Origin of the sequence: Halorubrum sp. BV1 (assembly GCF_000746205.1) — an archaeon.
Taxonomy (GTDB): domain Archaea; phylum Halobacteriota; class Halobacteria; order Halobacteriales; family Haloferacaceae; genus Halorubrum.
The window spans coordinates 36924-50803 of record NZ_JQKV01000001.1; the positions used below are offsets into that span (position 1 = coordinate 36924).

Sequence of the window (13880 nt, forward strand, 5' to 3'; positions counted from 1 at the left end):
TACTATATCATAAGCGTTCGGATCTGACGATCGGTAACCGGCATGCCGCCGAGCGGGATATTCGGTTCCCGCGTTCGATATCGAAACGTCCTGCCGCGGTGACTGACACCGCCTTCGACTTGCATATCTCGATTTCGACCAAACGCCTTTAGAGTCCCTAAAACACCCGATTATCCACACCTGGTGCGCTCGCCCGCCGCTCGCTGTGGCAACTCGACCACGTCCACTCACCGTGATTCAAAAGCGAAGACGGAGCGGGCGTCGCCACCGGTGGACGCGAACTGAGATATCGCACTGTCGGTCCGTCTCTCTGAATCACTATTGTGGAAACTGCGAAATACATTCTGCTGGTCGTCCGTCGTCGCACGCCGCCGCCTAGCCTTACCGGGACGCAAACATTTAGACGCCTATCCGGAGTCGGACCGAGTGATGGGAGCGCTGTCTCGGCCGGGATCGCTTCTGTTCCGCACGCTGTCCGATATCAAAGACGACGGGCCGATATCGATCCTCCTCGTCGTCTCGCTCGGCTGGTTCCTCACGCTCGGCGTTCGGATCGTGTACCCGGCGCTGCTCCCGCAGGTCACAGCCGAGTTCGGCGTCAGCAACGCCACGACCGGCGCGTTCATCGGACTCCTCTGGACGACGTACGCGCTGTTACAGTTCCCGGGCGGGGCGATAGCGGACGTCGTCGGCGAGCGTCTCGTGCTCACCGGTAGCATCCTCCTCTCTGCCGGTGCGGTGAGCGTGATAGTGCTCTCGTCGACCGTCGAGACGTTCGTGCTGGCGACGGTGCTCCTCGGTCTCGGTACGGGGCTGTTCGGGACGACCCGGCTCACGGTGATCTCGGCGCTTTTCGACCGGATGCGGACGACCGCGATCAGCGTGAACCAGGCCGCGGGCAACGTCGGGAACGTCGTTCTCTCTGCGAGCGCTGGGTTCGTGAGCGTCTACCTCGGCTGGCGGTGGGGCTTCGGTTTCCTCTTGCCTGTCCTGTTGGCGTGTGCGATCGGTCTGTGGATCGCTCTCCCTCGGCGGGCGTCGCCGGAGGCCGGCGACGAGTCCTTCCGGGAGACGATGCGGAAGGTCGCGGCGTCGGTGCGCCGCCCCCCGGTACTGGCCGTCACGGCGCTGCTTTCTCTCAACATGTTCTTGTACCAGAGTGTGACCGGGTTTCTGCCGACGTATCTCGTCGCACAGAAGGATGTCGACCCCGGTTCGGCCGCGACGCTGTACAGCCTGTTCTTTGCGGCCGCGATCGGCGTGCAGTTCCTCTCCGGAATCGTGGCCGACCGGCGCGGAAACCGCGTCGCGATCGTCGCGTTCATCGGCCTCAGCGTTCCCGGATTCGTGCTCTTGACCGTCGTCGAGACGTTCGTGGCGCTGGCCGCGGTCACCGTCCTGTTGAGTTTCCTCCTCGGTGCGATGCCGCCGGTCAACGCGGCTGGCCTCGCGTCGCTCCCGCCGGAGATTCAGGGAAGCGGGTTCGGACTCCTACGGACCGGGTACATCGCGTTCGGGGCGCTCGGACCGCCGGCGGTCGGCGTCTTGGCAGACGCGGGACGGTTCGACGCCGCGTTCCTCGCTCTCGGCGTCGTCGCGCTCGCGACGAGCGTGTGGGCCGTCGTCTTCGAGCGCGTCGGTCGCGCTCTCGCGTAGTCAGTGTCTCCGTTCTGGTCGCCGAGCGGGCCGCTCTCCTGATGTCCCGTACGACGGCCGGTCACGGTCACATGACTACAGTCGGGGCCGAGCGCCGGCGTAGTGACGTCGTCAGGGCTCAACACCCGAACCGTTATCAGACGCGGCCGTGAGTCGCACTCGTCGAACGATGAACTCGGTCGTTCTCGCACACGTCACCGTATTCGCCGGCTCGGCGCTCGCCTGCGTCGCCGCTCTCCCGCGTGCGCGGCGCGTCCGGCATCCGGAGACGCGAGAGGGACTCGTCGGGCTCCTCCTCGCCGTCACGATATGGGCCGGCGGGTACGTTGGATACCTCCTCGCGCCCGGCGAGCGGCTGAAGATCGCGTTCTACATCGCGGGTTTTATCGCGGCGCTTTTCGCCGTCGGCGCGTGGCTCTATTTTTGTGCCGCCTACACCGGTCGGTCGCCCCGGCGAGCACCGCACCGGTGGGTCGTGGTCGGCGTGTTCTTCGTGACGAGCGCCCTGAAGGCCACGAACCCGCTCCACAATCTCTATTTCACGGCCGCGTGGACGACCGAGCCGTTCCCGCACCTCGCGATTCGCCACGAACTGCTCTACTGGGTCGTTCTCGGCGTCTCGTACGCGATCGTCGCGGTCGGGTTCTACATGCTCCTCGAACAATTCTATTACACCGGTGCCGATAGCCGCCCGCTCGCCGCGCTCGCGGCCATGACCGCCGTTCCGACCGTCGCCACCCTCATCGGCGGCGAACTCCCGTGGCTGCTCCCCCTGTTGTACGAGCCGCCGGGCGTGGCGCTTTTCGCGCTCGGAACGCTGTTCGTCTACTTTCACCGCTTCGAGACGATCCAGTTCGCCGCCGAGAGCGACGACGCAGCCGTGTTTTTGGACCAAGGCGGCCGGATCCGCGATTACAACCGCGCCGCTCGGCTCCTGTTCCCGTCGCTCGCGGGGTCGGTCGGACAGCCGCTCGATACCGTCCTTCCACACCTCGCGATCGAGCGCGGCGGAGACGACGTGATAGAAGTCGATCTGGGAGATTCAGACGACCTTCGACGGTTCTACGAGGTCTCGCGGAATACCTTTACTTCCGGCGGCGCGACGGCCGGCGAACTCCTGACGATCGACGACGTCACCGACAGGGAGCGGTATCGGCTTCGGCTCGAAGAGCGAACGGAGCAGCTCGAAGCGCTGAACCGCGTTGTCAGACACGACATCCGCAACGACATGGCCGTGATACGCGGCTGGTCGGAGACTCTCCGCGATCACGTCGACGACGACGGACAGGACGCGCTCGACCGCGTGTTGCGAAAGTCCGATCACGTCATCGAACTCACCGAGACCGCCCGAGATTTCGTCGATTCGCTCACGGGCGATGCGATTCCCGATATCAAACCGGTCGACCTGCGAGAGCTGATCGAAGACGAAGTACAGGCGGCTCAGGACTCGTACCCCGATGCCGAGTTTCGGCTGCGCGACGACTCATCGCAGGTTACGGTCCGGGCGAACGAGATGCTGTCGTCGGTGTTCCGTAACCTCCTGAACAACGCCGTACAGCACAACGACAGCGACACGCCGCAAGTGACGATCGGGTGCGAGACGGACGACAACCGCGTTCGCGTCCGTATCGCGGACAACGGTCCGGGGGTCCCAGACGACGAGAAGACGACGATATTCGGCAAGGGCGAACGCGGAATCGACAGCGCCGGGTCCGGCATCGGGCTGTATCTCGTGTACGTCCTCACCGACCAGTTTGGCGGCGACGTGTGGGTCGAAGACAACGACCCCCGCGGTGCGGTGTTCGTCGTCGAACTACCGGTGGCGGAGGAGTCACTCGACCCGTCTGCCAGCTCGGACGGCTCGCAGGATCCGTTCGTCGGACCGGACGCGGTCGTCGAGACCGACCCGGAGCGGTAAGCGCCTCCGAGCGCGAGGGTCGGTCCACGGTCGCTCCGCTCTGTCCCGTCCCAAGTCGGCTCCGCCCCTCTTCGTCACTACGTTCCGCAGAAGGTCCGGGTGCGAGAATCGAACCCGCGTCTCAGCCTCCACAAGGCTGAAGGATAGTCCACTACCCTAACCCGGACACGCACCCTCACGTACCCCGTTTCGACTGATAACCGTTACGACTCGCCGTAGTCCGAGCGAACCGGTCGCACGGACCGCCACGGGACGAGAGTCTCGTCTCGGTCGCACGCCCGCGATACCCGCGACCGCACCGCTTTTGCCGCGCGACGGCGTAGTACCAGCCAACTCGTGGCGTTTACCGACAAGATATACGTAAAAAATCACAGACAACTCGCCTCGCAACTGGAGACGAGCATTCCGAAGGGCGCGTTCGCAGGCGCGACGCTCGACATCCTCTACAGCGGCGACGGCCTCTCGAAGCTCGACTCGACGACGCGGGACCGCATCCTCGATTTCGCCGAGGACTTCTTGGATTGCGACTGCGACGCCAACCCGTACTGCGGCTGTCCCGAAGAGAAGTTCATGCGGTACGTGCTCGAACTCCGCGCGGAGGGGCTCGGCCCGCAGGCGATCGTCGACGTGATGACCGACGACTACATGGTGTACGCGTACACCGGCGACGTGCTCTCGTTTCTCGACGACTCGGTTCGCAACTTGGAGGCGATAGAGACCCTCGCCGACGTCGAGGGCAATGAGGAGATGTCCGAACGGGCGCGGCGCGCGAAACGCGAGCTATCGGGGTGACGTGACCCGGTCGCCGTTCCCGCTCCCACGGATCGGTCGAACGGTCTAAGTACGCGCGAGTCGGAATACGGACAATGAGTCTTCGGCCCGCGTGGCTCTCGTTCAGACGATACGCGGCGGCGACGACGGGAATGACCCTCGTGTTGTTCTCGCTCGGAGTCTACACCGCGGCGACGGGGTCCGGACTGGCGTGTCAGGCCCAGTGGCCGCTCTGCTCCGACCAGTTCATCCCCACGCTCACGATCAATCCCGATTTCATCGAGTGGTTCCACCGCGTGTGGGCGATGGTGACTGGATTCCTCATCATCGGCGTCGCCGGCTGGACGTGGATCGGTTCGTTCGACCGTCGGACGAAACTGGCCGCGACCCTCGCGGTTGCGATCCTCCCGCTGCAGATCACGGTCGGCGCTATCACCGTCACCGTCGGCGGGCTCGTTCCGGGCGGCTACACCGTCTCGACGCACGCCGCGCACCTCACCGTCGCTCTCTGTATTTTCACCCTGCTCGCGCTGGCGACGATCTGGGGCGGCGGTCGCGCGGGACCGCGACTCCTGCGGATCGCCACCGCCATCGCCGTCGCCGGCATCGTCGCCAGCGCGGTGTTCTCGCGGGCGGTCCCCTTCGTCACCTACTCGCCGGGCGCACAGGCGGGATTTTATATTACCGGGCTCGCCGGACATCTCGGACTGGTCGCGACGGTCGCGTACGCGACCGAGGGGGTGCGAGGCGGGTACCCCGGGATCGACCGCTCGACGGCGCGGACCGTACGCGCGTTCGCTGCGGGGTCGATGGCTGCGCTCGTCGGGACGCTGCTTCTCGGTCGCGACCTCGTGTTGTACACCCGCGTCTGGCAGCAGATCAACCTCGTCGCGCTCGGGTTCGCGCTCGTGTGTGCCGTTGGCGCGGCGTGGGTGATCCGCGGTGCGGGCGGCACGAAGCGGCGGACGACGCCGATCGGCGGCGACTAACCGCCTGCCGCCGTTTCGGCCGCGCGACGGCCATCGACTGATCGCCGCAGCCGCATCGAGACTGTGAGGATCGATCGATAAAAACGCTCGTTGACGGCCGCACGTCCGGTTCGAGGAAGAAAGGTTGAAATCACTCCCGACACTTCCTCTCGGTATGTCATACCGCACGCAGACCGACGTGAGTCGTCGGACGTATCTGAAACTCACCGGCGGCGCGAGCGCCGTCGGACTGACCGGCGTCGCCGGCTGTCTCGGCGAGAACACCACGACGATCACGCCCGGTACCGCCCCCGGCTTCCCGCCCTTTGAGATGCGCGAGGACGGCGAACTAATCGGCTTCGATATCGACCTTCTGGAGGCCGTCGTCGCCGAGACCGACTACGAACTCGGCGAGTGGGCGACCTTCGAGTTCGACTCGCTCATCCCCGCGCTCACGCAAAACGAGGAGATCGACGTGATCGCCGCCGCGATGACGATCACCGAGGACCGGCAGGAGACGATCGCCTTTTCGAACCCGTACTGGGAGTCGGATCAGGCGATCCTCGTGCGCGAGGGGGGAGACTTCCAGCCGAGTGCGTGGGCGGATTTCGAGGGGATCAGCGTCGGCGCGCAGTCCGGGACGACCGGCGCAGATCAGGTTCAAGCGAACCTCGTCGACCCTGGCATCATCGCAGACGAAGACTACTCCACGTACGACAGCTACGTCTTCGCCGTCGAGGACCTCGTGAACGAGAACGTCGACGCGGTCGTCGTCGACAACCCCGTCGCGGAGACGTTCGCGGCCAACCGCGACGTGACCATCGCCTTCGTCGAAGAGACCGGCGAACAGTTCGGCTTCGGACTCCGGCAGGGCGAATCGGAGTTCCAGTCCGCGCTCAACGACGGGCTCTCGACGGTCCGCGACGACGGGACGTACCGAGAGATAACCAACACCTGGTTCGGTCAGGAGTAGGATGTCGGTCTCGGGGACGCTCGCGCTCGCCGCGGTCGACAGCCTCGGCGCTCTCGCGTCCGGATGGGCTCCGTCGACCGCCGCAGTCGACGCTGCCGCCGCCGACGCTGTCGCGTCCGGACTCGTCGTCGGGACCGCAGACTGGTGGCTTGTCGGTGACCCCGTCGACTGGCGGTTCGTCCTCGACAACGCCGACTACCTCGGCGTCGGCGTCCTGTTGACGATCGGACTCACTGTCGCGTCGATCCTGTTCGGGTTCGCCTTGGGCTTTCCCGCGGGCGCGATCGAAGTGTACGGTGACGGGGCTCTCAAGCGAGCCGTCGGCACCGCTGGCGTCGTCCTCCGCGGAACCCCCATCGTCGTCATCCTCATCGTGATGTACTTCGTCGTCGGCGTCCCACAGATAAATCTCGGCGTCGCCTCGCTGTCGCCGGCGGTCGTCGCCGGCATCCTGGGGCTCGGACTGCGAAGCGCCGCCTACCAGTCGCAGATATTTCGGGCGACGCTCGCCAGCGTCGACGACGGTCAACTCGAGGCGGGCCGGTCCATCGGCCTCTCACGGTTCGAAGCGATCCGCTACGTCGTCGTCCCGCAGGCACTTCGGCGGTCGATTCCTGGCTTTCAAAACGAGTTCACCATCGTGTTGAAGGACACGAGCATCGTCTTCGCGATCGGGCTCGCAGAGCTGCTGACTCGGGGATACGACCTGTTCTCGGAGCGAACGACAGCAGTGCTCGAAGTCATCCTGTTCATCAGTGCAATCTACTTCCTCCTCACGTTCACGACGAACCGCGCGCTCGATTACCTCGGTACTCGCTATGCGATCCCGGGGGGCGAATCGACGTGAGTGACTCTGCCCGCGGCTTCCTCCGCGTGTCCGACGTCTCGAAGTGGTACGGCGACGAGCAGGTGCTCCACGACGTGTCCTTCGAGATGGGTCGCGGCGACGTGACCGTCCTCATCGGTCCGTCTGGCTCCGGGAAGTCGACGATGCTCCGCTGTGTCAACCGGCTCGCCGAGGCCCAAGAGGGATCGATCCGCCTCGACGGCGAGGAGGTGCTGTCGCCCGACCTCGACGTCGACGACCTCCGCCGAGAGGTGGGGATGGTGTTTCAGGGGTTCAACCTGTTCGCACACCTATCCGCGGTCGGAAACGTCGCGCTCGGCCCGCGGCGCGTGCTCGGGCTCTCCGAAAGCGAGGCGCGCGAGCGTGCGGAGGCGCAACTGGAACGCGTCGGACTCGGCGATCAGTTCGACTCGTACTCGGCGGAGCTGTCCGGCGGACAACAACAGCGCGTGGGGATCGCCCGCGCGCTGGCGATGGAGCCGAAACTACTGCTTTTCGACGAGCCGACGAGCGCCCTCGACCCCGAACTCATCGGTGAGGTGCTGGAGGTGATGCACGGACTCGTCGACGAGGGAATGACGATGCTTGTCGTCACCCACGAGATGAGCTTCGCCCGCGAGGTCGCAGACGAGATCGTGTTTCTCGACGACGGCCGCGTGGTCGAACGCGGACCGCCGGACCAGCTGTTCGAACGGCCCGAAAAAGAGCGGACCGGCCGCTTCCTCGAACGGATCGCGAGTCACGACTAATGGCGGGCGCGACGAGACCCAGCACGGTTCGAGAGCGCGTGAGCGACGCGGACGTCTCGGCCGGTCGGCTCCTCCTCGTCGCGGCCGGCGTGCTGTTCTGGGGCTGGCTCCTCGTCAGCTGGGTCAACCGGTGGCTGGGCGGCGTCGTCTCCCCCGTCGGCGAACCGCTCGTCGCATCCGGGCTCGTCGAAGGGGCACTTGCCTCGCTCCCAGTGCTCGCGGCGTACGCTGGTGACGCCGCGTTCGTGGTCGAACTCATGCCAGACCTCGCGCAAGGCATGTGGCTCACGGTCGTCATCACCGGCGTGAGCCTCGTCGTCGGATTCCTCCTCGCCGTTCCCCTGGCCGTGGCCCGCGTGTACGGTCGGTTCTCGGCGTGGTTCTCGCTCGCGTACACTGAACTACTACGTGGCACGCCGCTTCTCGCTCAGCTCTTCGTGCTCTACTACGGATTGAACCTCGGACGCTACGTCCCCGGCGCGCTCTCGGGGGTGTTCCCGCGCGACGTCGTCTGGGTCGCCATCCTCGGGTTTACTCTCAACGGGGCAGCGTATCAGGCGGAGTACATCCGCGGCGCAGTCGAGAGCGTCGACGAGGGACAGATCACCGCCGGACGGGCGATCGGTCTCTCGAAGATCGAAGCCATCTATCACGTCGTGCTCCCGCAGGCGTTGCGGTACGCTATCCCTTCCTGGACGAACGAGTTCGTCTACCTGATCAAGTACTCGTCGCTCGCGGCGTTCATCACGGTCCCAGAACTCTACTACCGCGCCGACCAGATCGCCTCGGAGACGTTCCGGTACACGCTCATCTTCGTCGTGACCGGCGCGATGTATCTCGCCCTCGTGATCACGGCCTCGAAACTGATGGAGCGGGTCGACGACCGCGTCGCGATACCCGGACTCGGTGCCGATCGCGAGCGGTGACGGCCCCACCGATCATGTTGTTCGAGAAAGATTTATCATACTACATTGAGGGGTGCAATTGTGTGCCATTCGATGGAGCGGCGACCTGGCATCGCGTATCGCCGCCCCGACGGTGATCCAGACCGGTTCGTCGTCGAGAGCGTTGGCGAGTCGAGGCTCGACCCTGCGGCGCTCCCGCGGAACGGATGGTCGGCAGCGGTTGCAGACGCAGACACCGACCGATTTCGCGCCGCCCTCGGTGAGGAAGAGGTCGACGTCGCCTATCGTCTCACGATCGACGACGCGGAGACGTGGGTTCACGAGCGCGCGGTCCGCGACGATCGTGGCAACCTCGTCGGCTACCTCTTCACCGCCGGCGACCGCGTCGAGCGCAATCAGCAGCTCGAACGACAGCGTGAGCGTTTAGAAGAGTTCGCGAGCGTCGTCTCACACGACCTTCGCAATCCCCTCTCCGTCGCGGTCGGAAACGTCGAACTGGCGATGGAGTTCGACGGGGACGACAGTACGGACCGGCTCGACCGCGCGCTCGACGCGCTCGACTGGATGGACGATCTCATCTCCGACCTGCTCGCTCTCGCCCGCGAGGGACGGTCCGTCGAGGAGACCACACCGGAAGATCTCACGGGCGTCGTCGAAGAGGCGTGGCGGACCGTCGGCCCCGGTGCGGACGCAAGGCTCGTCGTCACGGATCCGTTGCCGCGTATCGAATGCGACAGACGCCGTCTTCGACAGGCGCTAGAGAACCTCTTTCACAACGCGCTCGAACACGGCACGGACGCCGAGATCACCGGCGACAACTTCGACGACCGCGACGGAGACGACGCGTTCGACGGCGACGTTCCACCCGGGACGTTTACCGATGCGGCCGACGGCGTCTCAGACGTGCGGAAGGCCAGCGCGGACGACCCCGCAGGCGCGGAGGACCCGGCGGTTCAGGTGTTCGTCGGCCGATTCGACGGCGGATTTTACGTCGCCGACGACGGCGACGGGATTGACCCCGCAGACCGGGACACCGTGTTCGAACCGGGACACACGACCGTAGAGGGAGGGACGGGCTTCGGGCTCCCGATCGTCGACAGAATCGCCCAAGCCCACGGCTGGGATATCACAGTCGCAGAGAGCCGGACCGGCGGGGCGCGCTTCGAGTTCGACGGCGTCAGCGTGGTCGACGCTGGCCCATGTCTCCACGCGGACGACGACACGGACGACACCGCAGACGACGACGCGACCTGATCGGTGCGGTCACAGAAAGTCGCCGAGACCGGCCTGTCCGTCGTCGTCTTCGGCGTCGCTCGCGTCACCGTCGGTGTCCGCCGTGTCGGTTCCGCCTTCGCGTCCCGTCTTGCTCCGGCCGTCATCGGCACCCTCGTTCTCACCGTCGCCGTCTGCGGGTCCGTCATCGCGGTCACCCACGGGCTCTCCGTTTCTCCCGTCGGTGCTCGCGGCGAACGCGCCCCCCGCGTTGTCTTCCAGTCGGTCATCACGGAGTGCCTGTGCGTCCTCGACTATCGACTCCACCTTGTTCGTCGACTCGCCCGAGCCGGTGACGAAGGCGACGCCGGCCTCGTCGAGGTCGTATGCGGCCGCCATCGCGACGGTCAGCTCTCGGGGTTTGCAGTGGTGCGTGATCGTCTGTAAGAACGGCAACACCTCCCTCCGGGCGGTGGCGACGCTGCAGCCGCTCGCTGCCGCGATCCGTCCCACAACCTCGTCGGCGGTCGCGTCCGAAGAACTCCAGAACTGCGGACGGCCGTAGCGCGTCCATCCGCCTTTGGTCTCGTCTCGCGCGGCGGCGACGCCCGCGGCCGCGTTGTCGGTCGCGTACCGCCAGTACGAGTAGTTCTGCGTGGCGCGCACGCGCCCGAGCCATACATCGGCGTTCGCGAGGAAGTCGTACGCGCGAACCGCCTCTCGGGCGTCGTACACGTCGAGGACGTTGTTCTCGATCCACTTCGTGAGGTCGTCGGGCGTCTCGTCGACGGCGTACGCCGACTGGAGCGCCTCCTCTGCGGACTCCTCTTTGAGCACTGCATCGAGGAAGGGGAAGAGTCCGAGCGCCTTGTCGCGGTCGCCGGTCACCACGTCGTCGACGGTGATCGCGTCGCGTCCCTCGGCCGCCGCCTGCAGGTCGTTGACCGCGCCGCGGAGGTCGCCGCGGTTTCGTTCGGCGATTTCCGAGAGCGCGTCCGACTCGAACTCGATCCCCTCCTTCCGGCAGATGTCCCGGAGCACGGGGACGATAGACCGAGCGGAGACGTCGCGGAACTCGATCTCTTGGGTGGCGTTGCGGAGCCCGCGAGACATGTCGTAGTAGTCGTTGGCGATGAGGACGATCGGCTGGCCGGACTCTTTCACCAGCTTCGTGATCGCGCTCGCGCCGCCGCGGTCGTAGTTGCCGTGGATGTTGTCTGCCTCGTCCAAGATGACGAGCTGGCGCGAGGCCGTGTCGTCACCAGCGGCTCCGCCTCCTGCCGCGCTCCCACCGAGAGTGGCGTTGCGGGCGGCCCGCCCCGCGAACCGTTCGATGACGTCGGCGGTGCGCTGGTCCGAGGCGTTCAACTCGACCGTCTCCCAGCCCATGTCGTTCGCGAGCGCGTGCGCCGCGCTCGTCTTGCCGACGCCGGGGCTCCCGTGGAGCACGACCGCCTCGCGGTGGTCGTCCCACGAGCGCGCCCATTCTTCGAACGCGTCGCGGGCCTTATCGTTGCCGCGGACCTCAGAGAGCGTGTGCGGGCGATACGTTTCGGTCCAGTCGGCCATCATCGGCGGTACGCGAGTGCGGCGTTTAGTGGTTCCGGAGCGGTCTGCCCGGCCGTCTATACCGGTAGTCCGCCGTCTGCGGCGTTTCGTCGCGTCGGAGCACACTTCCGCGCGAACACGAGAACGTCCGGTCGTCCTCGTCGTCCGGGCCGTCGATCCCTATCGCACCTATTTCGGGGGCGAGCTCGACGGAACCGAGCCGGTGCGGTCAGGTTTCGCGAGCCGGCGAGCGGCCGCCGCGGAGACCGTCACGCGCCCGTCGCCGACGCTCACGGGCTCGCCGGTCACCTCGGCCACCACGTCGCGGAGGTCGCAGAGATACGCGCGTGACCGGTCTTCCTGAATGACTCGCGTGTCTTTCGTCTCGTACGTGAGCGCGCGGTGACTGACGTAGATTCGGGCGAACGACTCGCGGACCGGTTTGGGTGCGTCCCACACGATCTGCGGGAACGAGTCAAGCCCGACTTTTTTGCCGACCGGGGCACCGATCGCAACGAGACACCGGCCGAGTACCGAGGCGTCGGCGGCCGGAACCACCTCCGTCGCACGGTTGTCGACCTCCGCGTTGCGGGTGAGAACGTCGACGCCGAGCGCCTCGAAGACCGCTCGCACCTCATCGGTTGTCACCGAGTCGTCGACAGTGATCGCGGGGACGAACGTGTCGTTGATGCTGCCACCGGCGAGGACGTGTGCGAGGAGGTCGACGAACGCGGCAGTGGTCGTCTCGTCGGGGTCGAGCCAGCCGTGGTCGATCGCCGTCTGGATACCCCGAACTGGGTCGGGCATCCCGCCGTCGAGCCATCCCCGAACGCGGCTCGGCGGAAGATCGAGTGCGTTGCCCACTCGCGTCCGCCCGTGATCTGGGTGTTCTGCAGCGTACTCTCGGACGCGGCAATAGTCGAGGACTTTCTGCCACGGGTCGGAATACTCCCGGTCGCTGTAGGTCCGAGCGAGGGCCTGCGCCGTGGGGGACATACCCACCAATCGAATCAGTTACACCTTGAACGTAGCGGGATGGTTTTCAACGCTGAGATTTTGGACGACACGTACATATACCAGATTCGCGTAGTATCAAGTAGCCAGCAACCCGACGGACGCGACCGCGGTAGGTCGTACTCGCGTCTTCGGCCGACGCTGGGTGCAAACCATGAAACTATTCAACCAAAACACAGCGGACGACCGCGCCGTGAGTCCTGTTATAGGGGTTATACTTATGGTCGCAATCACCGTCATCCTCGCGGCCGTCATCGGGACTTTCGTGCTCGGTCTGGGCGATCAGCTAGGGGATACCGCGCCGCAGGCAAGTTTCGAAGTCGACAATGTTTCTGTGACTACTGGAAGTGACGCTTCAGTCGATTTCACTATGACAAAAACTGGTGGTCAAGACCTACAAGTCTCTGATCTTGTGCTTGCCGTTGAAGGTGGACGCTCTGGCACAGATGTCGCAGGTAAATTCAGTGGAGAGACTTGGCAGACTGGCCAGGCAGTCGACTTTAGTGGAGAGCCATCGGGCACCACTGTTGAAATCAACAATGGGGATTCATACACAATCCGCCTGATTCACGAACCGTCTGGTAACCCTGTATACTCGACCACTCTCACTGCCTAAAGATCGGCTACTTCACCTCCACCGACTTTCTACCTGCGTTCTATATCGCAACCCAAGCATATCGGTGTTGAACTGCTGGATCGTCGCGGGTTCCAGTTCTTTGCGGGCGGTGCGGATATTTTATTTTGACTGAATCAGGTGCGCGAGAGCACTGATGACGACCGACATGGGCGGATCGTCGTCGAAACTACTCGCCACAATTTCGTTCGCTTTTTCGAGTTGTCGCTCGCGTTCGTCGGTGGGTTTTAGACTCGTTCGACGGCAAATTCATAGCCCTCCGTATGCGCGGGGGTCACTGTCCCGCCGATAGCGTGGACCACGTACACCCGCGGTCGAGTCGCTGGATGTGCATATTCTGCCCCGTCGGTATCTCACCGCCGTTAAGGAACCTGTGGGATGCAAAGATCGTTGCCGCTTGCCTGTGCGAGAGTCACAAGTCGATCAGGACATAGGACTCCCATAACTGACTCCGGTTACGTCGGTACTCCTCCGATGAGAGGGGCATCGGCTACTACCGCCCCAAAATTGGTTGACTGTCGTGGAAAACTGAGCCGCAAGCATGTGTCTCGACGGGCGGAGGCTTCTGACGAAAAGTGTTTTATTTTGAGTGGGACCGCTGAGGACACAAACTGAATCTGTGTTGCGACCCATCCGACGCTCGACGTGAGGTTGTGATGTATCATTTGTACAGAGTATCGAGATG

At 64.8% G+C, this 13880-nt stretch carries 12 protein-coding genes, 1 tRNA gene and 1 pseudogene; 10 read left to right on the top strand and 4 right to left on the bottom strand.

The window, feature by feature from the left end:
- The first annotated feature begins 429 nt into the window (after positions 1–429).
- Both EP28_RS00150 and EP28_RS00155 read left to right on the top strand, forming a co-directional pair.
- A complete protein-coding gene (locus EP28_RS00150; protein WP_049982007.1) occupies positions 430–1656 on the top strand; it encodes an MFS transporter in 1227 nt (408 codons plus the stop codon).
- Between the two features lie 169 nt (positions 1657–1825).
- The gene (locus EP28_RS00155) at positions 1826–3574 is read left to right on the top strand and encodes a sensor histidine kinase (protein WP_049982008.1); all 1749 of its coding nucleotides are present in this window, start codon (positions 1826–1828) and stop codon (positions 3572–3574) included.
- Positions 3575–3667: 93 nt separating this feature from the next.
- Here EP28_RS00155 and EP28_RS00160 read toward each other — a convergent pair.
- Positions 3668–3740, bottom strand: a tRNA-His gene (locus EP28_RS00160).
- Between the two features lie 170 nt (positions 3741–3910).
- On the opposite strand from EP28_RS00160, the gene EP28_RS00165 reads away from it, so the two are divergent.
- From EP28_RS00165 to EP28_RS00195, 7 genes are all read left to right on the top strand, one after another.
- Positions 3911–4366, top strand: coding sequence for a DUF5814 domain-containing protein (locus tag EP28_RS00165; protein ID WP_049982009.1), 456 nt, complete (start codon positions 3911–3913; stop codon positions 4364–4366).
- Positions 4367–4440: 74 nt separating this feature from the next.
- Complete coding sequence (locus EP28_RS00170; RefSeq protein ID WP_394297584.1) at positions 4441–5334, top strand: COX15/CtaA family protein; 894 nt, start codon at positions 4441–4443, stop codon at positions 5332–5334.
- 154 nt (positions 5335–5488) lie between these two features.
- On the top strand, positions 5489–6286 hold the full coding sequence (locus EP28_RS00175; RefSeq protein WP_049982010.1) for a basic amino acid ABC transporter substrate-binding protein: 798 nt from the start codon (positions 5489–5491) through the stop codon (positions 6284–6286).
- A 1-nt stretch (position 6287) separates the two neighbouring features.
- Positions 6288–7133 (top strand): amino acid ABC transporter permease, encoded by an 846-nt coding sequence (locus EP28_RS00180; RefSeq protein ID WP_049982011.1) that lies wholly within the window; start codon positions 6288–6290, stop codon positions 7131–7133.
- Entirely contained in the window at positions 7130–7882 is a 753-nt protein-coding gene (locus EP28_RS00185) for an amino acid ABC transporter ATP-binding protein (protein WP_049982012.1), read from the top strand. Before EP28_RS00180 ends, EP28_RS00185 begins: the two co-directional genes overlap by 4 nt.
- On the top strand, positions 7882–8808 hold the full coding sequence (locus EP28_RS00190) for an amino acid ABC transporter permease (protein WP_049982013.1): 927 nt from the start codon (positions 7882–7884) through the stop codon (positions 8806–8808). The genes EP28_RS00185 and EP28_RS00190 overlap by 1 nt, the downstream gene beginning before the upstream one ends.
- Positions 8809–8880: 72 nt before the next feature.
- On the top strand, positions 8881–10041 hold the full coding sequence (locus tag EP28_RS00195; RefSeq protein WP_049982781.1) for a sensor histidine kinase: 1161 nt from the start codon (positions 8881–8883) through the stop codon (positions 10039–10041).
- Positions 10042–10050: 9 nt separating this feature from the next.
- On the opposite strand, the gene EP28_RS00200 is transcribed toward EP28_RS00195, so the two are convergent.
- Both EP28_RS00200 and EP28_RS00205 read right to left on the bottom strand, forming a co-directional pair.
- On the bottom strand, positions 10051–11568 hold the full coding sequence (locus EP28_RS00200) for a replication factor C large subunit (protein WP_049982014.1): 1518 nt from the start codon (positions 11566–11568) through the stop codon (positions 10051–10053).
- Positions 11569–11736: 168 nt separating this feature from the next.
- On the bottom strand, positions 11737–12543 hold the full coding sequence (locus EP28_RS00205) for a hypothetical protein (RefSeq protein WP_049982015.1): 807 nt from the start codon (positions 12541–12543) through the stop codon (positions 11737–11739).
- A 172-nt stretch (positions 12544–12715) separates the two neighbouring features.
- On the opposite strand from EP28_RS00205, the gene EP28_RS13550 reads away from it, so the two are divergent.
- On the top strand, positions 12716–13177 hold the full coding sequence (locus tag EP28_RS13550) for a type IV pilin domain-containing protein (protein ID WP_080506008.1): 462 nt from the start codon (positions 12716–12718) through the stop codon (positions 13175–13177).
- 12 nt (positions 13178–13189) lie between these two features.
- Here EP28_RS13550 and EP28_RS14720 read toward each other — a convergent pair.
- A pseudogene (locus EP28_RS14720) lies at positions 13190–13444 on the bottom strand (hypothetical protein).
- Positions 13445–13880: the final 436 nt, after the last annotated feature.